The 24,507-nt window shown below is 53.6% G+C and carries 25 protein-coding genes and 5 tRNA genes; 16 read left to right on the top strand and 14 right to left on the bottom strand.

What is annotated here, in order from left to right:
- The first annotated feature begins 32 nt into the window (after positions 1–32).
- Entirely contained in the window at positions 33–1,208 is a 1,176-nt protein-coding gene (locus ccrud_RS01075) for an aminotransferase class V-fold PLP-dependent enzyme (RefSeq protein WP_066563673.1), read from the top strand.
- A 6-nt stretch (positions 1,209–1,214) separates the two neighbouring features.
- Here ccrud_RS01075 and ccrud_RS01080 read toward each other — a convergent pair whose 3' ends face one another.
- Together ccrud_RS01080 and ccrud_RS01085 are read right to left on the bottom strand one after the other, a co-directional pair.
- Positions 1,215–2,171, bottom strand: coding sequence for an NAD(P)H-quinone oxidoreductase (locus tag ccrud_RS01080; RefSeq protein WP_066569344.1), 957 nt, complete (start codon positions 2,169–2,171; stop codon positions 1,215–1,217).
- A gap of 13 nt (positions 2,172–2,184) precedes the next feature.
- Positions 2,185–2,724 carry a hypothetical protein gene (locus ccrud_RS01085; protein ID WP_066563676.1) on the bottom strand — a complete coding sequence of 180 codons (540 nt, stop codon included), beginning with the start codon at positions 2,722–2,724 and terminating at the stop codon, positions 2,185–2,187.
- A gap of 107 nt (positions 2,725–2,831) precedes the next feature.
- Between ccrud_RS01085 and ccrud_RS01090 the strand changes: the two genes are divergently transcribed.
- A tRNA-Ser gene (locus ccrud_RS01090) sits at positions 2,832–2,916 on the top strand.
- A gap of 79 nt (positions 2,917–2,995) precedes the next feature.
- Positions 2,996–3,277 (top strand): 2Fe-2S iron-sulfur cluster-binding protein, encoded by a 282-nt coding sequence (locus ccrud_RS01095; RefSeq protein ID WP_066563679.1) that lies wholly within the window; start codon positions 2,996–2,998, stop codon positions 3,275–3,277.
- On the opposite strand, the gene ccrud_RS01100 is transcribed toward ccrud_RS01095, so the two are convergent.
- Positions 3,274–4,761: an alanine/glycine:cation symporter family protein gene (locus ccrud_RS01100; protein ID WP_066563681.1), complete on the bottom strand. Its 1,488-nt coding sequence runs from the start codon at positions 4,759–4,761 to the stop codon at positions 3,274–3,276. The genes ccrud_RS01095 and ccrud_RS01100 overlap by 4 nt on opposite strands.
- A gap of 477 nt (positions 4,762–5,238) precedes the next feature.
- On the opposite strand from ccrud_RS01100, the gene ccrud_RS01105 reads away from it, so the two are divergent.
- The gene (locus ccrud_RS01105; RefSeq protein WP_066563683.1) at positions 5,239–6,153 is read left to right on the top strand and encodes a type IV toxin-antitoxin system AbiEi family antitoxin domain-containing protein; all 915 of its coding nucleotides are present in this window, start codon (positions 5,239–5,241) and stop codon (positions 6,151–6,153) included.
- On the opposite strand, the gene ccrud_RS01110 is transcribed toward ccrud_RS01105, so the two are convergent.
- Genes ccrud_RS01110 through modA form a run of 7 tightly spaced genes read right to left on the bottom strand, consistent with a single transcriptional unit; the run spans position 6,145 to position 11,429 of the window.
- A complete protein-coding gene (locus ccrud_RS01110; RefSeq protein ID WP_066563687.1) occupies positions 6,145–7,215 on the bottom strand; it encodes a ThiF family adenylyltransferase in 1,071 nt (356 codons plus the stop codon). The genes ccrud_RS01105 and ccrud_RS01110 overlap by 9 nt on opposite strands.
- Positions 7,212–7,670 carry a molybdenum cofactor biosynthesis protein MoaE gene (locus ccrud_RS01115; RefSeq protein ID WP_066563688.1) on the bottom strand — a complete coding sequence of 153 codons (459 nt, stop codon included), beginning with the start codon at positions 7,668–7,670 and terminating at the stop codon, positions 7,212–7,214. Before ccrud_RS01115 ends, ccrud_RS01110 begins: the two co-directional genes overlap by 4 nt.
- Positions 7,660–8,121: a MogA/MoaB family molybdenum cofactor biosynthesis protein gene (locus tag ccrud_RS01120; protein ID WP_066563690.1), complete on the bottom strand. Its 462-nt coding sequence runs from the start codon at positions 8,119–8,121 to the stop codon at positions 7,660–7,662. Before ccrud_RS01120 ends, ccrud_RS01115 begins: the two co-directional genes overlap by 11 nt.
- The gene (moaC, locus tag ccrud_RS01125; RefSeq protein ID WP_066563692.1) at positions 8,118–8,588 is read right to left on the bottom strand and encodes a cyclic pyranopterin monophosphate synthase MoaC; all 471 of its coding nucleotides are present in this window, start codon (positions 8,586–8,588) and stop codon (positions 8,118–8,120) included. The genes ccrud_RS01120 and moaC overlap by 4 nt, the downstream gene beginning before the upstream one ends.
- 14 nt (positions 8,589–8,602) lie before the next feature.
- Positions 8,603–9,787, bottom strand: a complete 1,185-nt coding sequence (locus tag ccrud_RS01130; RefSeq protein WP_066563695.1) for a molybdopterin molybdotransferase MoeA — start codon at positions 9,785–9,787, stop codon at positions 8,603–8,605.
- A 3-nt stretch (positions 9,788–9,790) separates the two neighbouring features.
- Positions 9,791–10,642, bottom strand: a complete 852-nt coding sequence (locus ccrud_RS01135) for an ABC transporter permease (RefSeq protein WP_066563699.1) — start codon at positions 10,640–10,642, stop codon at positions 9,791–9,793.
- Positions 10,623–11,429 carry a molybdate ABC transporter substrate-binding protein gene (gene modA, locus ccrud_RS01140; protein ID WP_003863407.1) on the bottom strand — a complete coding sequence of 269 codons (807 nt, stop codon included), beginning with the start codon at positions 11,427–11,429 and terminating at the stop codon, positions 10,623–10,625. The genes ccrud_RS01135 and modA overlap by 20 nt, the downstream gene beginning before the upstream one ends.
- Before the next feature lie 159 nt (positions 11,430–11,588).
- Here modA and ccrud_RS01145 point away from each other — a divergent pair, with 159 nt between their 5' ends.
- Positions 11,589–11,846, top strand: a complete 258-nt coding sequence (locus tag ccrud_RS01145; protein WP_003863405.1) for a MoaD/ThiS family protein — start codon at positions 11,589–11,591, stop codon at positions 11,844–11,846.
- Here ccrud_RS01145 and ccrud_RS01150 read toward each other — a convergent pair.
- The 3 genes from ccrud_RS01150 to hisC are packed head-to-tail and all read right to left on the bottom strand — an operon-like array spanning position 11,843 to position 14,197.
- Complete coding sequence (locus tag ccrud_RS01150; protein WP_066563702.1) at positions 11,843–12,757, bottom strand: ABC transporter ATP-binding protein; 915 nt, start codon at positions 12,755–12,757, stop codon at positions 11,843–11,845. The two genes, ccrud_RS01145 and ccrud_RS01150, sit on opposite strands and share 4 nt — an antisense overlap.
- Positions 12,758–12,759: 2 nt before the next feature.
- Entirely contained in the window at positions 12,760–13,182 is a 423-nt protein-coding gene (locus tag ccrud_RS01155) for a phage holin family protein (RefSeq protein WP_003857613.1), read from the bottom strand.
- Positions 13,172–14,197 carry a histidinol-phosphate transaminase gene (hisC, locus tag ccrud_RS01160; RefSeq protein ID WP_038582141.1) on the bottom strand — a complete coding sequence of 342 codons (1,026 nt, stop codon included), beginning with the start codon at positions 14,195–14,197 and terminating at the stop codon, positions 13,172–13,174. Before hisC ends, ccrud_RS01155 begins: the two co-directional genes overlap by 11 nt.
- Positions 14,198–14,323: 126 nt before the next feature.
- On the opposite strand from hisC, the gene ccrud_RS01165 reads away from it, so the two are divergent.
- The 5 genes from ccrud_RS01165 to ccrud_RS01185 all read left to right on the top strand — a co-directional run bounded on the left by ccrud_RS01165 (position 14,324) and on the right by ccrud_RS01185 (position 18,508).
- Positions 14,324–14,412: transfer RNA gene (locus tag ccrud_RS01165), tRNA-Ser, on the top strand.
- 29 nt (positions 14,413–14,441) lie between these two features.
- A tRNA-Arg gene (locus ccrud_RS01170) sits at positions 14,442–14,514 on the top strand.
- 503 nt (positions 14,515–15,017) lie between these two features.
- Positions 15,018–16,328 (top strand): magnesium transporter, encoded by a 1,311-nt coding sequence (mgtE, locus tag ccrud_RS01175; RefSeq protein ID WP_066563709.1) that lies wholly within the window; start codon positions 15,018–15,020, stop codon positions 16,326–16,328.
- 405 nt (positions 16,329–16,733) lie between these two features.
- Entirely contained in the window at positions 16,734–18,317 is a 1,584-nt protein-coding gene (locus tag ccrud_RS01180) for an SLC13 family permease (protein ID WP_066563712.1), read from the top strand.
- Positions 18,318–18,435: 118 nt separating this feature from the next.
- Positions 18,436–18,508: transfer RNA gene (locus ccrud_RS01185), tRNA-Arg, on the top strand.
- Positions 18,509–18,677: 169 nt separating this feature from the next.
- Here ccrud_RS01185 and ccrud_RS01190 read toward each other — a convergent pair.
- The gene (locus ccrud_RS01190; RefSeq protein ID WP_066563715.1) at positions 18,678–19,700 is read right to left on the bottom strand and encodes a prephenate dehydrogenase; all 1,023 of its coding nucleotides are present in this window, start codon (positions 19,698–19,700) and stop codon (positions 18,678–18,680) included.
- 37 nt (positions 19,701–19,737) lie between these two features.
- Here ccrud_RS01190 and ccrud_RS01195 point away from each other — a divergent pair, with 37 nt between their 5' ends.
- From ccrud_RS01195 to ccrud_RS01220, 6 genes are all read left to right on the top strand, one after another.
- On the top strand, positions 19,738–20,232 hold the full coding sequence (locus ccrud_RS01195; protein ID WP_066563716.1) for a tRNA adenosine deaminase-associated protein: 495 nt from the start codon (positions 19,738–19,740) through the stop codon (positions 20,230–20,232).
- Positions 20,232–20,711, top strand: a complete 480-nt coding sequence (tadA, locus tag ccrud_RS01200; RefSeq protein WP_066563719.1) for a tRNA adenosine(34) deaminase TadA — start codon at positions 20,232–20,234, stop codon at positions 20,709–20,711. Before ccrud_RS01195 ends, tadA begins: the two co-directional genes overlap by 1 nt.
- A gap of 101 nt (positions 20,712–20,812) precedes the next feature.
- Complete coding sequence (locus ccrud_RS01205) at positions 20,813–21,016, top strand: CsbD family protein (protein WP_066563722.1); 204 nt, start codon at positions 20,813–20,815, stop codon at positions 21,014–21,016.
- A 109-nt stretch (positions 21,017–21,125) separates the two neighbouring features.
- Positions 21,126–21,216: transfer RNA gene (locus ccrud_RS01210), tRNA-Ser, on the top strand.
- A gap of 457 nt (positions 21,217–21,673) precedes the next feature.
- A complete protein-coding gene (locus ccrud_RS01215) occupies positions 21,674–22,009 on the top strand; it encodes a hypothetical protein (RefSeq protein WP_099092699.1) in 336 nt (111 codons plus the stop codon).
- Between the two features lie 82 nt (positions 22,010–22,091).
- Positions 22,092–24,497, top strand: a complete 2,406-nt coding sequence (locus ccrud_RS01220; protein WP_066563741.1) for an MMPL family transporter — start codon at positions 22,092–22,094, stop codon at positions 24,495–24,497.
- The last annotated feature ends 10 nt before the right edge of the window (positions 24,498–24,507 follow it).

Consider the following 24,507-nt stretch of genomic DNA (forward strand, 5'->3'; position numbering starts at 1 on the left):
AATGCTGTGGCGGTTGTTAAGGAGTGCCTTTCGTGGGATTTGATGTGGCCAGAGTTCGGGGGCTTTATACCTCTTTGGGTGACGGTTGGACGTACCTAAATTCACATCAGATTCCGCAGGTTCCGGAGCGGGTTGCTTCGGGCGTGGCGGCGGCTTTTCGTACGCATGCGCAGATTTCTGAGTCGACGTTGCAGCCGATTGCGGTGGATCAGTTGGAGGCTGCTCGCGAGGCGGTTGCGGTCATGACGGGTGCGGATCCGTCATGTGTGGTGTTGGGTCCAACAAGGCAGTTTTTGGTGCATGCGTTGGCGCGCGGTTTGGGTGGGTTCGTGCGTCGAAAAGCAGGCGTGGTGCTCTCGCGCGCGGATGGCGATTGGCTGACGGCGCCGTTTCTCGCATTGGACGGCTCTTTCCGCTGGGCCGAGCCCGATTTAGGCACCGGCGTGCTGCCGGATTGGCAATATAAAGAGCTTGTCGACGGCTCGACGCGCCTCGTCGTGCTCAGCGCCGCGCACCCACTGCTCGGCACGGTCACCCCAGTGGGCAAGATCGTAGACACGGTGCGGGAGCGCTCGCGCGCCTGGGTGCTTGTCGACGCCACCTCCTATGTCGCATACCGTTCGCTGAACCTTGACGACTGGGAAGCCGATATTGTCATGCTTGACCTCGGCGAAATGGGCGGCCCACAGATTTCGGCCATGATTTTCCGCGATACCTCCATGTTCCCGCGTCTGGACCGCTCCGTGCCGTTGGAACTGCCCGCTAGCTCCCTGCCTCATGGGCTGCTGGGCGGCGTGCCTAATTTGGTGCGCCATCTTAAAAACTTGGATGAAAAAGCTTCGTCGGTTGTCGAAGCGATGAAGTCTATGGCGAAATTCCACAAAGGTTTGCTGGAACACCTCATTGAGTCGCTGGAGGGGCTCAACGCGGTACATATCGTGGGTATTTCTGGCGATGCAGCAGGCCAAGATGCCGCGTTTTTGGATAGAGTGCCACGCCTAACCTTCACTGTAGAGGGCGTGCCAGCTGAGATGGTGTACCGCCGATTGGTGGATAATCGCCTGGTCACCACCGTCAGCCCAGCCGATCCACTGCTCGATGCCATGGGTGTGGCCGAAGCGGGCGGATCCATCACTATTGGATTGAGCCCATTTAGCACCCACTATGAAATCGATCAGCTGACCAGAGTGCTGGCCTCGCTGGCTTAAACTGTCTTAGATTTCCAGCACTAATTTGCCGGTGATGGTGCCGTCTTGGATTTTCTGCAAGGCGTCCGCAGCTTTTGCCAGTGGCAAGGTGTGGTCAATGTGGTGAGAGATCTTCTTCGAATCAAGCAGTGGCCACATATTTTCGATGGTGCTGCGCACAATCCGAGCCTTATCGGCATTATCGCGTCCGCGCAGCGCAGTCGCTGAAATCGTGCCGCGCTTTGCCAGCAGATGACCCAAGTTGAGCTCACCCTTCACACCACCTTGCATGCCGATGGTGACCATGTGCCCGTCCTTGGCCATCGCCTTCACATTCTGCGTCAAGTATTTCGCACCGATGATATCGAGGATGACATCCGCCTTATTTTTAAGGACGTCCGCGAAATCTTCCTCTTTATAGTTGATCAAAATATCCGCACCCAGCTCTTTGCAAGTGGCGAGTTTTTCCGCTGACCCAGCCGTCACCGCGACAGTAGCGCCCAATGCTTTACCCATTTGAATAGCAAAGGTTCCAATGCCACCTGCGCCACCATGAATGAGGAAAGTTTGGCCCTCACGCAGACCTGCAAGCATCCCGATATTCGACCACACCGTGCAAGCCACCTCCACGATGGAGGCTGCCTCTACAAAGCTATAGCCCTGCGGAATTGGCATCAGCTGCCCCTGTGGCACCGCTACATATTCCGCATAGCCACCACCCGTGAGAAGGCACGCGACTTCTTGGCCTACTTCGTTCTCGGTGTCGCCGGCCTCTACGATCACTCCCGCACACTCCAAGCCAAGAATCTCAGAAGCACCTGCCGGAACTGGATAATTACCTTGAGTCTGCAACAGATCTGCACGGTTGATGCCAGCCGCCTTCACCTGGACCAACACCTCGCCAGGCTTCAACGTTGGAGTAGGAACTTCCTGAAGCTGCAGCGAAGCCGTAACTTTTTCCTCAGTTTGGACAATTGCCTTCATAGTTTTTGGAGTCTTAGTGTGTGGAATCATAGCCTCGAGGGTAGCCTTTTTGGTTTTTCCATATCGTCGCACCCGCCGCAGTCAATCCAGCGACCACTGTTAAACCCGTTCCCACACCCATGACCACCAGAAGTAAACCAAAAGCAGACAATCCCGTTTCATCTTGCGGCAACGCATCCATTCCCCACGCCACACTAAAACCAGCGGTAGCCCCCAATGCAGTATAAAACGGACCCGAAGCCGTCCACCTCGTCCAGAGCCCCAAAATGACAGTCGCTGCGACCATCGTGATTCCACACGCAGCCACCTGCCACGGACGATACGGCCCCTGCGTTTGCCCGTATGCGTCTGTGTAATAACCACCCCAACTCAACCACGCCAGCCACACGATCAGGCCAGCAGCGAAGCCAATCAAAAGGCCCAAACCAATACTCGGGCGTTTTCCTGGAGTTGGTTTTTCCTTTGCGAATTTATGCACTGCAAACACAACCAAAAACACCACCGCAGCAGGAATGCCGACCATGCCAGCCGAAAATATAAACGCAAAGAACATCTCTCAACTTCTTCCCTGATTAGGTGATTTAGTATGTTCGAGACTATCGGGTATGATTTCAACTTGTCGCAAATATCGTTAACATGGTTTTCGGTGTTTGAGTCGCAGGAGACGTGACAGAGCGGCCGAATGTACTGGTCTTGAAAACCAGCGATGGGAAACCATCCGAGGGTTCAAATCCCTCCGTCTCCGCAACTAACCCCCGTTTGCACAGGTAAACGGGGGTTTCTGGTATTCTCGGTGCTTTTGTTTGCATGGCTAGACTGGACCCATGGCCGAGCACACGCACAAGATTGATGGCGAGAGCTACGAGTTTGCGTGGTCACCCACGCATACGCTTCTCGACGCTCTCCTCCACGCCGATTTACCCGCCCGCTATTCCTGCATGGAGGGGCATTGTGGAACGTGCCAATGTAGTTTGACCGGCGGACCTTCTCATATGCTCAACAACGAAGTTCTGAGTGAGTATGAGATCACCGCCGAAAACCAGGTATTGGCCTGCCAAACAATTCGTGATGCGGCAGGCCCGTACCACTGTTCTTTTGATGATTAGCTCTTGTTAATGACATCCATCGCTTCTTGATAATTTGCTGTTGCTGCATCTTTGCCGTTCCAGCACGCAATATTGCGGACTTCTGGCAGCATGTCGCGGTGGAAGACAGGATCCAATCCAGCCTTCTTTTGGATGGTGTAATTCCGCAGCAGTTTCACTGCGACTCCACCCAGTGGGATGATTGCTGCCAGGTTGATAAGCACCATGATGCCTGCGAAAGTATCGCCCAGTGCCCAAATCAATGGCACTGAGGAAATCGCACCAAAGAACACGCTGGCCAAGACCAAAAGGCGGAAAATAGTCATCACAGTCTTGGAATCAGTAAAGTATTGAATATTTGACTGCGCCAAGTAGTAATTTCCCAGTACGGAAGAAAATGCCAGGAAGAACATCACTGCAGTAATAAAGTGAATGCCCCAATCGCCAACCACATTAGCTAGTGCTGCCTGTGTTAATGAAGAAGATTGAATTTCTCCCGTTGCGTATTCCACGCCGGAGAGCAAAATAATAAAAGCAGTTATGCTACAAACTAGCAGTGTGTCGAAATATACGCCCAAAGTCTGCACTAGACCCTGCTTGACGGGGTGGGACACTGTTGCAGTTGCAGCAGCATTCGGCACAGATCCTTCGCCAGCCTCATTAGAGAACAAACCGCGGCGCATACCATTCATGAACGCCAACCAGAATGCGCCCCATACAGAAGCAGTGGCAACCGGACGGAAACCGAAAGCACCAGCAATGATGTCATTGATCATCGCAGGGACCTGCTCAATGTTGATCACAATGACCAGCACGCCAACGATAATGTAGGCACCCGCCATGAATGGCACCATCCACTGAGTGACATTCGCGATGCGCTGCACACCACCAAAAATCACCAAGGCAGAAAGTGCAGCCATGCCCAATCCAACCAGTGCCTTTGCAGTGGTGGATGGGGTACCAAGCGATACCGTGATGGCCTCAACAACTGCGTTGGACTGCAACGCATTGTAGACAAAACCAAAGGTCAACGTGATAGCGACGCCAAAGACTACCGCAAGCCACCGGGCATTGAGACCCAGTGTCATGTAGTACGCAGGTCCACCACGATAGCTATCGCCATCCTTTACTTTCCACAGCTGTCCAAGTGTTGACTCGATAAACGATGTTGCTCCACCCACGAGCGCAATGATCCACATCCAGAACACCGCACCAGGGCCGCCAAGCGTAATAGCCAAAGCAACACCAGCAACATTTGCTGTACCCACACGTGAAGCCGCCGAAATAGTAAAGGCCTTAAACGCAGAAATATCCTGCTTATCTGCGAATTCACCTTCCTTAGCTGGCTTTTCGACGACAGCCTTGAACATTTCCGGGATCATCCGAATCTGAACCAGCATCGTTCGCCCGCCAAAATAAAGGCCAGCAGCAACAAGCAGGAAGGGCAAGATCATCCACAAATTGTCATTAATGACATTGGTGAAGAATGTCTCCAATATATCCATGCGCAGAATATTACGCCCGTGCTTCTTGTCTCCTCGTAAAGACCTAATCATTGATGATCAATCGTTATGTCGGGCTGTGTACAAGTGGGCGGATTGGTGCGTGGAAATGTCAGGTTGCGAGAGTAATTCGCCTTGTTTGCACCGTGACGCATCGGCATTGTGTACAAGTGGGCGGATTAGCTTGTGGAGGGGCACATTCTGGCCGGGAGTACGCCTTGTTTCGCACAGGAAGTTGTGGAGTGACAGCAGCGCGGGCGCAACGAGGCAGATTATGGTTCCAAACAGCCAATTTCACCGCACAGTCTGCCTTGTTTGGAACGTCAGGTTGTAGCGCTGTGCACATCAAGGCGGATTAGCACCTGAAACTGCGCACCCCAGTTGTTAGTTCGCCTTGTTTAGCACGCGCGGGAGGCAGCAACAGCACATCAATTTCAGGGAAGAGGGAACCTAACGGCTGGTTTTGGGGTCTAAGTAGGTATGGGGAAAAAACGGCGAGTGTGGACGGCGAAAGAATTGATCGAGAATAACTTTTCGAGGCGCAAGATCAGCAAGATGGTGCAGGAAGGGAAGATTTTTCGGATTTTGCACGGGGTGTATTCGTTGGATCCACTTTCGGGGGAGGTGGCGTGGGCTGCGGTGAAATTGATTAGGCCACATGCAGTGTTGGATGGGAAATCGGCGGTGGAGGTTTATCAGGGGAAGCCGTTGTCGCTGCCATTGCGGGTGCGGGTGAATACGTCGAATGTGTTGCGTGGTTCGCGAAAAGTCGTGGTGGCGGGGAGATCGCAACGGATGAGGTCCACGATTGAGCGTGGATTTCGGGTGGTGTCTTTGGTGGATGCTGCTGCAACGTGTCTTGATGACGGTAACGTTGACCGCTCTGAGCTGCGAAAAGTGGTGGAGATGAAATATAAATCGGGGCATGGGGTGAAGCAGTTGGAGTGGGATCTGAAGAGGCTAAAGACGCGGAAACGGGGGAGGTTGCAGGAGTTTTTGGATGATTGCATTTATGGATCGGATAGCGGTCTGGAGCGGAAATTGATCCATGAGCTGCGCAATGCTGGGTTTAAGACGAGGCAGAATGTGACGATTGATGGGTATCGCTGGGATATTCAGGTGGTGGGGGTCGCGCTGATTGATGTGGATAGTCGGAAATATCATCAGGCGAATTACCGGAATTTCATTATCGATCGCTGGAAGAGCAACGAAGCACTAGTGCAGGGGCATGTGCCGTTGCGGTTTACGGATGATTGCGTGAATTACGCGGAGAAAGACATCATCAAGTTGGTGAGACAGGTGGCGGAGTTTCGGAAGAAACATCCGCGCAGCCGGGTGAAAACTCCAGGCGTTGGGCCAGTGTTTAGGTGGCACAACGCCTTAGTTTTACCGTAGACCGTCTAACCAAGCTTCGATTCCACCATCAAGACTGCTCATGCCGGTGTAGCCAGCTGCTTCTAAAATGGTGATGGCTTGAGCAGATCGGACACCAGCTGCGCAGTAGATAATGACTGGTTTACCTGCGGAAACTGCAGGGGGAACAGCGCCTGATCTAATCGCAGAAAGCGGGACATTGTGTGCGCCGGGAATGGAATATGCGGCGAATTCAGTTGCTTCGCGGACATCAATCAGAGACACACCTTCAGGCAAGGAAGATACCCGAGGAACATCAAGCTCCTCAGCTGAAGCCGAAGGACCAGAAGAACCCGCAACAGCCAGTACCTTATCCAAAACAGAAGGCGATCCAACCACTGGAATATATTCCCAGGTGCCTTCGAGGGAGGAATAGTAGCCGAGCTTTCCGATTAGAGGGGTGCCTACGCCGGTGATGATTTTTAGTGCTTCCATGGCCATTGCGGAGCCAAGAATTCCGACGACTGGTCCTAAAACTCCTGCTTGAGAACAGGATGGGACGGATCCAGGAGGTGGTGGGGTGGGGAAGAGGTCTTCGTAGATGGGGCCGTGGCCTGCGTGGAAGACGGAAAGTTGGGCATCGAAGCCGAGGATGGAGGCCCAGACATGGGGAATTCCTAAGGTGGCTGCTGCCCAGGAGGCGAGGTGTCGGGTGTCGAAATTATCGGAGCCATCCAGCACGACGTCGAATCCGGAGAGTTCAGACAGTGCGTTTGACCAGTCTAATCGTTGCGTAGAAATCGTCACAGCCACAGAAGGATTCAATGCCAGCATGGCCTCGCGGGCGGACTCTGCCTTGGACGAACCCACGCCAGCGGTGGTGTGGATGACTTGGCGGTGGAGGTTAGAGAGATCGACTACGTCATCGTCGATGATGTGAATGTGGCCGATGCCAGCACCGGCTAGGTAAAGGAGGGCGGGTGAGCCGAGGCCGCCGGCACCGATGACGGCGACGTTGGCGTCGATAAGCGATTGTTGGCCGGTCTGGCCGATTTCGCCGAGCATGATTTGGCGGCGGTAGCGGGCGATGTCGAGGTTTTTCATAGGCCGACCCAGTCGATGGAGCCGTCGAGAAGCGTTTGCTCTTTCCAGATGGGGACCTGGGCTTTGACGGTGTCGGCGAGTTCGGAGCAGGCGGCGAAGGCGTCGCCGCGGTGGGCGGAGGCGGCGATGACGAGGAAAGCTGCCTCGCCGATTTTTAGGGGCCCGGTGCGGTGCGCGGTCCAGAGGCGGGTGCGCGGGTGTTTTGCCACAATCCCCAAAGCAATAGTGCGGATGACCTGCGGTGCGGTGGGGTGCGCGGTGTAATCCAGCGAGCTCACTCGCGAGCCACCGTCGTGGTCGCGGACGATGCCTTCGAAGGTGACCAGCGCGCCCATTGCTTCGGTGAGCACGTCTTTTTTGGCGGTCGCAAGCAGCGGTTCGAGTGGCTCGGTGGTGAGGAAGGCGTCGATAAGCTTGCCGGTTTGTGCGGCGACGTATGCGGGATCAGTGTTCATGGTTTCCTTGCAGAGTTCCAGTGATGTGATCAATGAGGGGGTCGAGGACAGCGACGGCATCGCGCGCGGCACCTGTGGAACCGGGCAGTGCCATGATGAATGTGCGGCCGATGATGCCGGCAACAGTGCGGGAAAGCACAGTCGTAGGCACAGCCTGCATGCTGTAATTCCAAAAAGCGTGCGCGATGCCAGGGATTTCCTTATTCAATCGCGGCAGCAAAGTATCTACCGTGATGTCATCGGGAGTCAGTCCCGTGCCGCCGGAGATGAGCACAACCTGCGGATATTTCAACTCGTCTAGGTATGCGGGCAGGTCTGCGTCAGCGACAATGACAGCATCGGGTGTATCAAAACCTTTCGAGCGCAACCACGCGACAAGGATGGGGCCGGAGCGATCTTTATAGACACCGGCTGCCGCGCGCGTGGATGCGACGATCACCAAAGCGGTCATTGCACAGCCCAGTCACCAGATTTACCACCAGTTTTTTCCAGCACGCGAATGCCATCAATCACGGCCATTTTATCCACGGCCTTGATCATGTCGTACACCGTCAGCGCAGCGGTGCTCACCGCAGTCAGCGCCTCCATTTCCACGCCAGTCACCCCACGCGTTTTCACAGACGCCTCAATGCGCACACCATTCTCAAGCTCCTCAAAATCCACCGTAATTTTGCCGAGCGGCAGCGGGTGGCACAGCGGAATAATCTCCGGCGTCTTCTTCGCCCCCATAATCCCCGCAATCCGCGCTACAGGCAGCGCGTCGCCTTTAGGCAGACCAGCACTAAATAGCAGCTTGACGACGTCCCCCCTCATCTTCACAAACCCTTCGGCAACAGCAGTTCTCGACGTTTCATTTTTGCCCGTCACATCCACCATATGTGCGGAACCGTCTTCTCGAACGTGGGTGAGCTCGCTCATTAAATTAACTCCTGTTAGTTGAATGGGTAGATCTTAACGATGTCGTTTTCCTCCACCGTAGTCCGCGCCGGGATCCTGATCAGACAGTTGGCTGTGGCAGCTTGAACCAGCAGGTGGGAACTGGTGCCGAGGAGAGGCGTGGCGAGGACCTTGCCGTTGGCATAATTGATGGTTCCGCGAAGGAATTGTTCCCGGTTGTCTTGCAAGCCCTGGACCGGGGCGGTGATGTGGGCATCGAGGTGGCGGAGCGGCTCGCGGTTGAGCGCTGGCGCGACGAAAAGTGTGAAACTCACCAAAGTGGAAATCGGATTTCCGGGAAGTGAAATGACAGGAGTTTCAGCAAAAGTGGAGATGCCTTGTGGGCCGCCAGGTTGCTGATCGACATGCCCAAACCAGGAGTTCGGGGAGTCTTCGAGGATCTGCCTGAACACCTCAAATTTTCCGTGGCTGATACCGCCAGAGGTGATGATGGCATCTGGTTGGTACTGGTCAATGGCGTTGTCCAGTTCAAAGCGGAGTCGTTCCGGATCGTCGTTGGTGTGTAGTCCTGCGATGACCTCGATGTTGTTGCGGGCGCACAGGGAACGAAGCAGAGGGCCGTTGGCGTCGGGGATCGTGGCGGGGCCGTGCTGTTCTGAAATTTCAGACCCGCCGGTGATGATGAGGACACGTGGCTTTGCTGCGACTTCAATGCTCTTGATCGACTGACTAGCCAACACCCCGCTGTGCACCGAGTTAAGCTCCGTACCTGCTGGAATGATCTCGTCGCCGGCAGTAATATCCGAACCCTGCAGGCGGAGGAACTGCCCCGGTGGGGTGGCGGGAATTTTTACCTGTGGGGCGTCGAAATTTCCCGGTGTGGTTTTCTCCACAGGAATGATCGCGGCGGTGTTTTTAGGAAGGCGCGCACCCGTCATAATCGGCGCGATGTCTTTTTCGATGCCTCGTGGGTACCACTGATCAGGATCATGACCAGCGGGAATGGTTGGACCGACTGCGAAGGTGCCACCGTTAAGATGTGAGGGGCCAAGCGCGAAGCCATCCATTTGGGAATTATCAAAACGTGGCGAATCCCACTGCGCAGTGACCGCTGAAAACGTGCGGCGTCCCAACGCTTCGCGCAGATTCACGAACGTGGACTTTTGTGGGGGAAGCAGCGCTGAAATTTCTGCCAAATGTTGCTCCGGCGAACGAGACATCAATTAAACCTTTCTCACCTTGGAAAACAATCGTAACGCTCCGATGGCTCCAATGATGAGGACATAGACAGCCAAAAGCATAATCACCGCTCCCAAGGCTTTATCCATGTCATTGGAACTCAAACCAAGCTCAATATGCAACGGAATGGTGCGGGTAACACCTGCAATATTTCCAGCAAAAGTCAGTGTCGCACCATACTCGCCCAACGCCCTGGCGAATCCCAAAATCATGCCGGTGAAAATTCCAGGCATGGCCAGCGGAATGATCATCTTGTGCATGATCTCCCAGCGGGTTGCGCCTTCAGTAGCTGCGATTTCCTCAAACTGCTTTGGAATGCCACGCAGTGCAGTAGTCACAGTGGAAATGAAAAACGGCAAGGCCACAAACACCTGGGCAAACACCACAGCCGTGGTGGTAAAAGCAATCGGCAATCCAACCTGATCAAACCAAGAACCTAAAAGACCACGCCTGCCCCACAAAAAAGTCAGCGCCAAACCAGACACCACCGGCGACAACACCAAAGGAGCATAAACCAGCACCGTCAAAACAGATGTCACCCTGGGGTGCGAACGCTCATATAAATGCAGCGCCAACGCCAGCGGGAAACCCATAATTGCGCACAGTGCGGTAGAAAACAGAGCAGTTCCGATAGATAACCGTGCGGTTTCTAAAGCTTCCGGCGCTGTAAGCAACTCCCATGACCTATCCCATGGGATCTGCAACAGCAAAGCAAAAATAGGTCCAATGATCAGCAGCATCGCCAGGGTGGCCGGGATGAGCAGCCACCCTGGGAGGATATGATTCTCGCTTCGACGCGTCTTTGTTTTTGGTGCTTTAGTTTGTGCCAAAACCATAGCTGGCAAGGATCTCCTTGGCACGATCGCTGCTGAGGAACTCTGCGAAAGCCTTCGCTACCTCATTGTCTTCACCGGAGGTGGTCAATGCCATTGGGTATTCGTTGGCGTCGATACCTTCGAGTTCAATGACAGTGTTGTCCTGAGTTTTAGCCAAAGACTGAGCATCGGTTTGGTAAACAAAGCCCGCATCAACTGCACCGGTGGAAATCTTCGTGGCGACATCAGCAACATTGGCTTCCTCAGAGCTGGTGTTCAACTCGATGTCTGCGTAGTCCAAAGCCTCGTGGGTGATGGTTCCACATGGAACTTCAGGAGCGCAGATAGCAACGAGGGAGTCCTTGACGTCGGCAAGCTCTGAAATTTCGCCGGGGTTGCCGTCTGCGGTGACCAGCACCAGCTTGTTGGTAGCGATGACCTTCGAGGTTGCGCCGGCAAATTCTGGAAGTGCCAGCGCATCGTCCATGTTGGCGATGTCCGCAGAAATGAACAGATCAGATGGTGCGCCTTCGCTGATCTGGCGAACCAGCGCGGAAGAACCAGCGAAGTTAAACTCCAACTTTGCATCAGGATTGTCTTCGTTGAACGCAGCCGCGAGATCCTCAGCAACGTTGGTCAAAGATGCCGCAGCGAAAACGCTAGCAGTTCCGGAAACCCCAGCTGCTTCGGTAGCAGAGGCATTCTGGGTGGTAGTGCTTGCGGTGTCTGAAGAAGAGCACGCTACGAGTGAGATACCCGCCGAAATAGTGATGAAACTGTAGAGAGCTCGACGGATACTTTTGTTCATCTGAGTGCCTTTCCTACGGTAAGTTCAGTGCTTAATCAGCATAACTGTGGGGTGGGAAACTTTCAGTGGGATTGGGTGGAAATTAAACGCTCCTTGTTTAAGTACTGCGCCTTTCCTACGATTAGTTCAGTACTTAATCCAGAGGGAAGTTTCAACAACATGGACATTCATTATTTTGCGGCAGCTCGGGCAGCTCGTGGGGTGGCGCAGGAAACTGTGGCACCAAGTGAACTTACACTCAGCGATCTGCTGAAACAGCTCGGTGAGCAGCACACTGAAACCACCGCAGCGGGCATGACGTTGGCGCAGGTGTTTGATCGCTGCACCTTCCTTATCGATGGCCGTTCGGCTGATTCTTCCGCCTCGCTCAGCGGGGCATCACGAGTGGATGTGCTCCCTCCTTTTGCAGGCGGCTAGAAACTAAACACCTTCTTCTGGGTTAGCGTGACGCTTTCGCCGACGTCGAATTTTTCCTCCGACACGGCGTGCCCCTCGGTGGTTTGCACAAGCCACTCGCGGCCCAAATACGTCACGGCTTCCACGGTCGCAGTGCCACCGCGGGTGAGCTGGGCGTCTTCGGGTCGCCATGCCTCCACGGCGTCCCCACGCCGGCGCACATTGAGCTCGGTGGGGGAGAGGAACTCGGCTATTTCTAGGGTTTTTGGCTTTTCGACGAGCTCCTCCGCCTCACCAACCTGCGCGACTTGGCCATCTACCAGCACGACAATTTGGTCGGCGAGCGCGAATGCCTCGGATTTGCTGTGGGTGACGTATACAAACGTCAGTCCCAACGATTGTTGAATTTTGCGCAGATCGGCCACAATATCGCGGGCTAAGGCTTGGTCGAGGTGGGCCATCGGTTCGTCGAAAAGGTAAACCTCTACGTCTCTGACCAGTGCTCGAGCAATGCCGACGCGCTGTTTTTGCCCGCCGGAGAGCTCGGTAATTTTCCGGCGGGCGAGGGGAGCAATTTCGAGCATCTCCAAAACATCACTCACCCGCTTTTTCACCACCTCATCTGCAGTATTGGTGGCTTTGAGCTTGAGCGGAAATGCCACGTTTTCCCTCACATTAAGGTGCGGATACAAAGGCGAATCCTGGAAACACAGCGCAGTGTCACCCAGCTTGGCGATCTTATTCCCAATGCTCACGGTGCCTTCATCGGGTGAATCAAGGCCTGCCAGCAAACGCAGTAACGTGGTTTTACCGCTACCGGACGGCCCGATGATGGCGGTGATGGAGCCTGAGGGGACGGTCAATGACACATCGTTCAAGGCGGTGGCATCACCGAAAAACCTTGATACGTGGTCAATGCTCAGATCCGCCATGGTTAGTCCTTTTTTGCACCGAGGAGGCCGGTAATGGGGCCAAGAACCCAGTTCACTAACGCCAGCACAATCGCACCCCAGAAGGCCGCACCGAAGGTTTCAATGTGTAGACCGAAACCGATCAAATCTGACACATACTCCGCCAGCAGCATGATTACCGCGTTGATGACCAGGGAGAACAGACCCAAGGTGATGATTGTCAACGGCAAACCAAGCAGCTTCAAGACGGGTTTCACCGTGGCATTCAACACGACAATGATTGCTGCCACCGCCAGGAATGTCAGCAGATTGTCATGCTGACCGTCCTGATAGAGAGGTGTGGTGGGAAAACTCAGGGAGATGCCGTCGATAAGCTTAATAACCACCCACAACGCCACCGCGCCTGCTGCGGTGCGCACCGCAAAACGCCAAAGACTACCCAGCATTGATGGCCTCCCACGCGCGCAGCAGCTTGTCAGTTTCCTCGGCGTTGGTCACCGAAATGCGCGCACCCTCGGGGAACGCGCGAATCACGATGCCGTGCTCGGCCAATTTAGCCGCCAACTCAGCGGCGCCCTCGCCCGGCAGCCAGACGAAATTGGCCTGCGTCGGCGCAGCACCAAGCGCTGCCACCACAGCATCACGCTTTTCGACGGTTTCCTCCACCCGTTCCATCAACTCATCGGCAGAATTCAAACTCGCAAGCGCTGCCGCCTGAGCTGCTGAATTCACCGCGAAAGGAATAGCCACCTTATTCATCGCTGCGATGATCTCTGCGTTTCCGAAGGCGTAACCAACACGCAAGCCCGCCAGGCCATACGCCTTGGAGAACGTGCGCAAACCAATCACGTTGTCGTGGCGGTGGATTTCCTCAGTGGCAACTGGGGTGTCGTCCGCGCGGTTGAACTCAAAATAAGCCTCATCCAGCCCAACAACGACATCGTTTGGAACCTTTTCCATGAAATTATCAAACTGCGCCTGGGTGATGGTGGTGCCCGAAGGATTGTTGGGGTTGCAGATGAAAATCAGGCGGGTCTTATCAGTGATCGCGGCTGCCATCGCATCAAGATCATGATTCTGATCAGCAGTCAGCGGAATGGCAACAGGAGTGGCGCCCGCGACCTGCGCGAAAATTGGATAAGCCTCAAAGCTGCGCCATGGAAAAATGACCTCATCGCCCTGAGCGCACGTTGCCTGAACCAGCTGTTGACACAGCGCAGACGAGCCGCAACCTACCGTGACCTGGTCAAACTCAACCTCTAAATGCTCTGCAAGAGCCTCACGGAGCTCAACCGCACCCATATCCGGGTACCGATTAGCCCCCTGAGTAGCCTCCGTCACCGCATCAACTGCTGCCGGGAGAGGGGAAAAACTAACTTCATTACTAGATAACTTCGTAGCATCAACAAGACGACGGCCAGGGACATAAGTAGGGATAGTTGCCAAATCTGCTCTAATCATGATTTACACAGTACTAGCCCCTATGGACACGCATCCGATTAAGTCATTTACCTGCAGGTTTGCTGAAATTTAGCAAGAGGGGGTACTGTAACATATCGGTTCTATCGGCCAGCCCGAGCGAACTAAGGAGACGTGCCAGAGCGGCCGAATGGGACTCACTGCTAATGAGTTGTCCTCTTAACGGGGGACCGGAGGTTCAAATCCTCTCGTCTCCGCTCTAGCTTGATTTCGATCAAGCGAGAAAGCGCCCGTAGCTCAACGGATAGAGCATCTGACTACGGATCAGAAGGTTGGGGGTTCGAATCCCTCCGGGCGCACAAGTAAAACCCCAGGCAAACACGCTGTTTGCCTGGGGTTTTGGTGTTCCTCCCTAACGCTGCCGAGTGTGATGGGGGTAAGCGTGTTGAAATAGCATGGAAAACTAGCCCCTCAGCACGGCATCCTGTAGTCGTATTACAGCTTCGCGTAGTTGTTTAACATGGGCTGAGTCTGAAAGCGCGAGTGCTTCCCTCAGTAGTGAGGTAAATTGCTGATCACTGAATTATGTCAGAAGTATCTTATCTATGACGCTGGACAGGATGTGGGTCGAAGCAGACATGTCTTCGGTGGTAGGCCTGGATGAGTCGCTTTCTGTGCGCGCTTCTAGCTTAAAGTTTATCGTCTCCGAATTATTCGTTGACTGTCCAGTGGACTAAATGTCGTTTTCATGGATACAAACCTCAAGTACGGACCTAAGTTTGATTTTCCATAGTCTCGTATTTCTCTTGATAGGCTCAGGTGCGCATAAAAACGAGGCCTGGTGCGAAAGAAGGTGTGTGCTATGAAGGAATTGGAGCTGGGTGAGGCACGTGACGTTGCTGCAACGTTGGAGGCCATGCCGATCCAGGAAGTCATTGATCAGGTAGAGCGAACCCCAATTACTGAAGGTGCGGTGTTGCTGCGCCTTTTGAGTAAAGATCGATCGTTATTGGTTTTCGATGCCCTGAATCCCCGCCTTCAGGCTGATTTGATTGGTGCGTTCCAGGATGCGGAAGTGTTGGATTATTTTGCGGACCTGGACCCGGATGACCGCGTTTCGTTGCTGGATGAGCTGCCGGCGTCGATAGCCGATGAGCTGCTGCGCAGCCTTGACCCGCAGGCTAAGCAGGTTACGGAGCTGGTCCTGGGTTACGCAAAGCGGTCGGTTGGGCGTTGGATGTCGCCCCAGGTTTTATTGCTTTATGACGACATGTCCGTCGCCGAAGTCTTAGACCATGTGCGTAATCATGCTGCTGAGGCTGAAACGATATATGCCTTACCTATTGTGAATCGTGCTCGACAGGTGGTCGGCGTGGTGTCGTTGCGAAAGCTGTTCATTGCGGATCCTGCATTGAAAGTTTCAGAGGTTATGGTACGCCCGGTTTCCGTTTTGGCTTCCGCGGATGCGGAGGAAACAGCTCGCTGGTTTTTGCAGCTGGACCTTGTCGCGATGCCTGTGGTGGATGAGTCGGACATGCTTGTTGGCGTGCTGACCTTCGATGATGCGCAAGACATTGTGGAGCAAGCAGACTCAGAAGACTCTGCGCGTAGTGGTGGTTCCGAGCCCCTCCAGCAGCCGTATCTTTCCACGCCAATTCGTAAGCTGGTGAAATCGCGCATCGTATGGCTTCTGGTTTTGGCTGTGTCGGCAATTTTGACGGTTCAAGTTCTTGATGTTTTCGAGGCCACCTTGGCCGAAGCTGTGGTCCTGGCACTGTTCATTCCGTTGCTCACCGGTACGGGCGGAAACACCGGAAACCAGGCTGCGACAACCGTGACCCGTGCCCTCGCATTGGGTGACGTTCGAAAATCAGATGTTTTCCGAGTTCTGGGCAGAGAAATCCGCGTTGGCCTCATGCTAGGCGCATTGTTGGGTGCCGTTGGATTTTTGATTGCTTCTCTTGTTTACGGCGTGCCCGTGGGCACCGTCATTGGTCTGACATTGTTGGCGGTATGCACGATGGCTGCATCAGTTGGTGGTGTCATGCCAATTATTGCCAAGGCGATCGGCGCGGATCCTGCCGTGTTCTCCAATCCGTTTATTTCCACTTTTTGTGATGCAACTGGCCTCATCATCTATTTTGCAATTGCCAAGGCGGTACTTGGAATCTAAAAGATTTTTGCTTTTCGACGTCCATTTCCAGTTCTTAACCGCGTTGGCCAGCCTGCCAGCTTCGGCATTTCTATGAAGTTTCTCTGTCGCGGTTAATCATCAAATTTGGAGCAAAGTTAAAAAAATTTTACTTCGCGTAACCATTGCACATTGGGGTGGGGCGGGTGTAATGCAAAACTTAGTAATATTTACCTACCGCCAAGAAACTAGTGGTCAGGCCAATCCTTTAAAAGGTGTGATGATTGACGGGGGAGGGGCTGAACGTGATCTTTCTGCCAATTCGCACTGCGAACGTTAATATTCCCTCGTTGGCTTACATGGTCATTGATGACCGGGCTGAATATGTGAGAAAATCCATCCCTTCTTTAAGCAAGGGAGTGAATTACAGAAAAGGATTGTTCAGCAATGAGCACACCTGACATTAAAGAAGGCTCGGCAGAATCACCGGGCGAAGTAATGGTCGTTGGAGACAGGCGAGAGTGGCGTCGACAAGCAACCGGCATCATTGCCGGCCTCGTCCTAGCCGCCCTGGTCTATCTTCTCTTCCCCTCGAACTCCGTGGAAACCGTCATGCAATCCAGTGGCGTCGATCCAGAAACTGAATACACCAACAACGCGATGCGTCTTACTGCTGCAGTCACAATCTTGATGGCAGTGTGGTGGATGACAGAAGCAATCCCACTAGCAGCAACCGCACTTATCCCGTTGGTTGCATTCCCTGCTTTTCAGGTCGTGGACTTTGGGAAGGCGGCAGCTCCGTATGCCAACCCTACGATCTTCCTCTTCTTGGGCGGCTTTCTCATGGCACTTGGCCTGCAGAAATGGAACCTACACCGACGCATGGCTCTAGCGGTCGTGCTAGCTGTTGGTACTAAGCCAAAGCAATTGGTCTTGGGTTTTATGGTGGCAACTGGATTTTTGTCCATGTGGGTGTCTAACACTGCAACGGCCGTGGTTATGTTACCGATCGGTATGTCGGTACTGGCACTGACCGCTGAGACTGTGGGCGGAATGAAAAACCAAAAGAAATTCGCCACTGGACTCATGCTGTCCATTGCTTATGCTGCTTCCATCGGTTCACTCGGCACCTTAATTGGCACGCCACCCAATGCCTTGCTTGCTGCGTATATGTCTGAATCGCATGATATCCACATCGGATTTGGTCAGTGGATGATTCTGGGTGTACCGATTGCTGTCGTCTTCACCATCATCGCGTGGCTTGTGTTGACCACCGTATTCAAGCCAGAAATGAAAGAAATCCCTGGCGGACGTGAACTGATCAAACGTGAAATCGCTGAAATGGGGCCGTGGACTGCACCTCAGGTCACAGTGGGTGTTATTTTTGCGGCAGCTGCACTGGCTTGGGTCTTCATTCCATTAACTCTAGATTGGACCGGTTCCCAGCTCTCTATCAATGACTCCCTCATTGGCATCGCTGCCGGCCTGCTGATGTTTATCGTTCCCGCTAACTTTAAAACCGGCGAACGCATTCTTGATTGGCGTACTGCAGGCGAACTTCCATGGGATGTTCTCTTGCTTTTTGGTGGCGGGCTTTCACTTTCTGCGATGTTTACCACCACGGGACTTTCCCTATGGATCGGTGAACTAGCTAAGGGACTTGATGCCCTTCCAATCTTCATTCTCATCTTCGCCATTGCTGTCCTGGTGTTGTTCCTGACCGAGTTCACCTCCAACACCGCAACAGCGGCAACCTTCCTGCCAATCATGGGTGGCGTCGCCGTAGGTATCGGACTGACCGCAGGTGGCGAGCAGAATGTTCTGCTGCTGACCATCCCAGTCGCACTGTCCGCAACCTGTGCGTTCATGCTTCCAGTGGCAACGCCTCCAAACGCGATTGCTTTCGGCTCCGGCTACATTAAGATCGGCGAAATGGTTAAGGGTGGTCTGTGGTTGAACATCATCGCAGTCATCCTCATTACGATTTTCACCTACTTCGTAGCGATCCCACTCTTTGGCATCATGCTTTAAAAGTTAACAGGCCCGCAGTGAACGTAAATGGCGTTGAACTGCGGGTTTGTTGTTCTTCCTGAAGCTGTGTAAAGTAATCGTCGTTGCAGAGAACGCCACACGGTAAAAAATCTGCACTGCGCCCGTAGCTCAACGGATAGAGCATCTGACTACGGATCAGAAGGTTGGGGGTTCGAATCCCTCCGGGCGCACAAATAAAACCCCAGGTTGATTAAAAAGTCAGCCTGGGGTTTTCGCGTGCGCCGGTGTGTACTTTGTGCACGTTCGACACCAAGATTTCGGCAAAATGGTGGCCAAAATTAAGAAATCTTGGTGTCGAATTCACATTAGGAATCGCCTGAGAATCATCAGCCGATAAAACTAGAACACTTCGATCCGTGCGCCGAGGGTTTCAGCGTGGATGAGCTGCTTCTCCCAGTTTGGTGTGCCCGGGTGGAGACGGAGCACTGGCCTGGATGAGGTGATGGTAGGGCTAACGGATTCTTTGGCGCGTCGCTGGCCGGAGCGGGCTTCGTAGCGGATGCGGGATCGGTAGCCGTTGTCGGCAAGTTGCTCGATGCTTGGCTGTTCTGCGGTGAGGCCTTCGCGGGCTTCGTGGAGGATCGCCAGTGCTTCGTCGAGGGCTTTGACCAGTGGGCCGGCATTGCTTTCACACATGGCGCGGACGAGTTCTGGGTCGGTGCCTGCAACGCGGGTGGAGTCGCGGTAGCTGCCAGCGGCCAAAGAGAGAGACAGTGCGCCACCGTTGTCACCGACGATGGCGAGGGTTTCAGCCAGGATGTGTGTTAAATGAGACACTCGTGCTGCTGCTGCATCGTGTGGGCCAACTCGGGATGGGACAACTTCAGCGCCCACGGCGAGTGCCATTTGGACGACGTCTTTCCAGATGCTGATCCAGGTGGAGTTGATGTCGGTGCCGTCGAAAAGCTGGTCGAAGGTGACCACCCATACTGCTCGTTTGAACAGTCCGTCCATGGATGCGCTCCAGCCGGAGTTGGCGGTGCCTGCCATGGGGTGGGATCCCACATAGCGGTGTTGCATGTTGCGGGCTTTTACTGCGTCGTAGACGGCGGTTTTTACGGATACGACGTCGGTGAAGCCGTTGTTTGGTGCGTGGGTGTGGATGGCGTCGAGAAGCGAATCGATTGCGGTCATGGGGACCGCGAGGACGATGAGCGCATCTTCGGCGGCTGCACGCTGGAGGGTTGTTTCAAGATCGGCGGAAACGTCGAAGCCTTCGTCGACGGCTGATTTGGCGCCGGAGCGTGAGCGGTTGTAGCCGAAGACAGAGTGGTTGGCTGCATGGAGGTCGCGGAGGAGGGATCCGCCGATGAGGCCGAGGCCCAGGATGCATACTGGGCGGGAAATGTCTTTGGTAGTCACCTGACAAGTGTGGCACATACCTACTACGGTTATCTCTATGAACACTGAAGAGGATGGCCTGAGCTTTGCAGTTACGGCTACCTTAGTTGAAGGTAAATGGCAGGTACGCGAGTTTGAGGATCACTTCTCCAAGCTCTCTACCTCTATTAATGCGGTTCGCTCGCTGCGTAGCGAGGGGCCGGCGTTTGCGCTGTTGTGCGTTGATGATGAATATTTTGTGATGGTGCGTCCCACCCCAAGTAGGGTATTCTTTTTCCTTTCGGATGCGCCGATGGCTGTCGACGATGATTTCGCCGCCGCGGTGATGGATGAACTCGATGCGGATCTTCCAGATATCAACCCTGATGATTTGGACGACATCGATCCATGGCCAGAAGGTGATTTCGATATTTTGGCGGATTTGGGGCTGTCTGAGGAGGTTCTTTCCGTGATTTGCGATGACATGGATTTGGATCCTTCCGAACAATTGCTGCGCATCGCGGAAGAACTCGGTTTTGATAATGATCTGGCTCGGGTGGTGGGATTCGACTAGTGGGCGTTTTACCTGTGCAGGCGCGCATCAAAGACGATGAGCGCCGCATGCGCCATGCTTTGGATATTGCTCGCCAAACCCCTGAGGGGGACGTTCCCGTTGGCGCCGTCATTTACGCGCCGACCGGGGAGATCCTGGCGACCGCAACGAACCGTCGAGAAGCAGACCGCGATCCCACGGCCCACGCCGAAATTATTGCTTTACGACGAGCCGCCCGCCGTTTTTCCGACGGCTGGCGACTGAGTGACTGCACCGCGGTGGTCACTTTAGAGCCCTGCAGCATGTGCGCTGGTGCTCTAGTAGGCGCCCGAATTGGGCGCATCGTCTTTGGCGCTTTTGAGCCGCGCACCGGTGCCTGCGGATCGGTATTTGACGTGGTCAGAGACCCTGCTGTGCTTCATAAAGTGGAAGTTAGCGGAGGGATTCTAGAGCCGGAATGTGCCGAACTTATGACCGAATTTTTTGGCCAACACCGATAACGAGTTCATATCGGTTGTATTAACAAGAAAGCGATTTGCTCAGCATGCTCCTAGGCTGGGGTCATCAAAGTCTGAACCCCTACTTAGGAGATGAGCAACACATGAGCGATTTTTCCAACAAGGCAGAAGATCTCGCCGGCAAAGCTAAAGAAGGCTTCGGCGAGGCAACCAACAATGAGTCTCTTGCAGATGAGGGTCGTGCAGATCAGGCAAAGTCAGACATCAAGGATGCTGTAGAAAACGCCGGTGAGAAGGTCAAGGACGCAGCTAACAAGGTTCTGGGTTCCTTCAAGAAAGACGACTAATTTTCATCATGGGCGCTGGGGTTATCGTTAGATTCCTGAATTAGCGTCTATCCTTTTGGCCGCATTATGGATTTGTTTGGTGCGTCACCGTTCCGATACACTGATTCGCGGTGGCGTGTCCGAGCGGCCGAAGGTCTTCGCCTCGAAAGCGAATGTTGGGCAAACCCCAACCGGGGGTTCAAATCCCCCCGCCACCGCCAGTTGTTAAAACCGGGTCTGAAAGTAGCTAAAACTACTTGAAGATCCGGTTTTTCATATTCTTCAACCTGACTTTTAAAACTATTGCTCGGTTTCCTTAAGTGTCAGGCCCTTGGCGCTGGTGTTGAGCAATCTGGTTGGGGCAACTTCCATACACTGTCGTGTTTGACCAAATCCATAGGTGAGCCATCAGGTGCTTTGGTCTCTATGCGAAGTGAGGCTAAAAACCTGCTTTCAGAGTGTGAGAAAGTGGCCCCACAGAATCGCGTTTAAGGCCCTGTGGGGCCTCAAACGATATTAAGCGCACCTTCTTAAAATTCAACTGCTTAAACGGCCCATAAAAGGTGTCGTCTGTAAAATCTGCGTTGGTCTGCTTTGAGGGACTAAATAAAAATTATGAAAGTTAAGGGTTCTTCAGCTTCCTGAGAAAACTGCATGCATCCCCATTATTCTCAGGCTATGAGTATTCCGATCTTTTATGCAATTGCTGTCTCTGTGTTGGTTGGTGTTTCTATTCTGCGGAAACAGTCGGGGCCAGAGCGGGTATTTCCGTGGTTTTGGGTATTTTTCCCGCTTCTCTTGGCCTCGATTGCTGGCCTATTCGCAGAGATTAAAGCGCTGAGCTATGTCCCATATGGCTGGACTATGAGCGATCCAGCTATATACAGCGATGAGGTTCAGCCAGACTTTTTCACTTCTTATAACACCTCAGCAATGCTGCTTGTGGTTTATGTTGTGACACTTGTGGTGGGCGTCATTGGTTCTGTGTGGTCGTGGAAGAAGCAGCGTATCTAAACAATTTTTCGGGGATTGGCAGCAACCACGGGTAAGTTGGTGGGGCGTAAAAAATTAGTACATTCAGAGGAGAAGCAACCCCGTGGCAAAACTGCTGTTTAGGTTGGGGCGATGGTCTTATAATCGCAAATGGATTGTGATTTCGGCGTGGCTGCTTATTTTGGCTATTGTCGGTGGACTCGCGCTCACGATGCAAAAGGGTTTTAGCAATACCTTCACCATCGATGACACTCCGTCGATTGATGCCACGAAGTCTCTGGTGGAAAATTTTCCGGATCAGACTAACCCCGTCACGGCTGCTGGAGTCAATCTGGTTTTTCAAGCGTCTGAAGGTTTAACGCTTGAAGATCCACAAATGATCACTGCAATCGATGCGGTGGTGGATCATATTGAAACTAATCTTGATGATTTTGGTGGGGGAGAGCGTTTCGGCAACCCTGCAGTGATCTCTGCGGATTTAGAGACCATGGTTATCGATCAGATGACCAGCATGGGATTGCCGGAGGATACCGCGAGGAAAGATGCGGCCAATCTGGCGATTTTGAGCGAAGATAAAACAATTGCTTATACCAGTTTCGATATTGATGTTGACGGTCCAGAGTCTGTCGAAGAGCGCCACCGCGATGTCATCAATGAAGCCATGGCTATTGGTGAAGATCTTGGCGTTCGGGTGGAGGCCGGCGGTGCTGCTTTCGGTGATCCGATTCAGATCAAAACAACCAGTGAAGTTATTGGCATCGGTATTGCCTTCATTGTTTTGATTTTCACCTTCGGTTCCCTCATTGCTGCTGGTTTGCCTCTGCTCACTGCTGTGATTGGCGTGGGTATTGGTGCTTTGGCCATCGTATTGGCCACTGCATTCACAGAGCTCAACAATGTCACTCCAGTGCTGGCTGTGATGATTGGTTTGGCCGTGGGTATTGACTATGCGCTGTTTATTTTGTCGCGTTATCGAGCCGAATATAAGCGGATGCCTCGAGCGGATGCTGCGGGAATGGCTGTGGGTACTGCGGGTAGTGCCGTGGTTTTTGCTGGCGCGACAGTAATCATTGCGCTGGTGGCTCTGGCAATCGCCGATATTGGCTTCCTCACTGCGATGGGTATTTCCGCTGCCTTTACCGTGTTTGTTTCCGTTCTGATTGCCTTGACGTTCATTCCGGCGTTGCTTGGTGCTTTGGGTGGGCGTGCGTTCAAGGGCAAGATTCCTGGCATTGGTGGAAATCCCACGCCAAAGGGCACCTGGGAGCAGGCGCTGAATCGTCGATCAAAGGGCCGTACCTGGGTGCAGTTTGTGCAGAAGGTACCTGGTCTTGTGGTGGCTGTCGTGGTGCTGGGACTTGGTGCTTTGACTATTCCAGCGATGAACCTGGAGCTTTCTTTGCCTTCGGATTCCACCTCCAATTTGGATACCACGCAGCGTCAATCAGCTGATTTGATGGAACAAGGTTTCGGCGCGGGCGTGAATGCACCGTTGCTTGTTATCGTCGATGCTCATGACGTGAACCCGGATGCCCTTGCTCTGCAGCCACTCGTGGAGGCGCAGAAGCCAGCTGAAGGTGACTTTGATCGTGAGGCGGCTGCTCGTTTTGCCACCTACATGTATGTCACGCAGACCTATAATTCCAATATTGATGTGAAGAACGCCCAGATTATTGGTGTGAATGGTGATGCAACTGCAGCCCAAATTTTGGTGACGCCATATACCGGTCCTGCGGATCCTGCGACCACTGAATTGATGCATGTGATGCGTGCACAGGAAACGCAGATTGAAGATGCCACCGGAGTTGCTCTGGGTACTACAGGACTGACTGCGGTGCAGCTAGACATCACGGAACAGCTAGAAGATGCGATGCCTATCTACTTGGCTGTGGTTGTTGGTTTGGCTATTTTCCTGCTGATTTTGGTTTTCCGTTCTTTGCTGGTGCCGCTTGTGGCTGGTTTGGGATTCTTGCTGTCTGTGGGTGCTGCTTTCGGCGCCACAGTGTTGTTCTGGCAGGAGGGTTTCGGCGGTTTTGTGAATACTCCTGGTCCGCTAATTTCCTTCATGCCGATCTTCCTCATTGGCGTGACTTTTGGTTTGGCAATGGATTACCAAGTCTTCCTGGTGACGCGTATGCGTGAGCATTACACCCACCACAATGGCAAGGGGCAGCCAGGTTCTAAGTACAGCGCGGTGGATCAATCGGTGATTGAGGGCTTTACCCAAGGCTCTCGCGTGGTCACTGCAGCTGCGTTGATTATGATTGCGGTATTCGTGGCGTTTATTGATCAGCCGTTGCCGTTTATTAAGATCTTCGGTTTCGCGCTGGGCGTGGGCGTGTTCTTTGATGCGTTCTTCATTCGCATGGGTCTTGTTCCGGCGTCGATGTTCTTGATGGGCCGTGCCACATGGTGGATGCCAAAGTGGTTGGATCGTCTGCTGCCAAGTTTAGATATTGAGGGCACAGCTTTAGAGAAGGAATGGGAGGAGAAGCAGGCTGCGCATTAGACTTAGGTTT

This window comes from Corynebacterium crudilactis, from assembly GCF_001643015.1.
Lineage (GTDB): Bacteria > Actinomycetota > Actinomycetes > Mycobacteriales > Mycobacteriaceae > Corynebacterium > Corynebacterium crudilactis.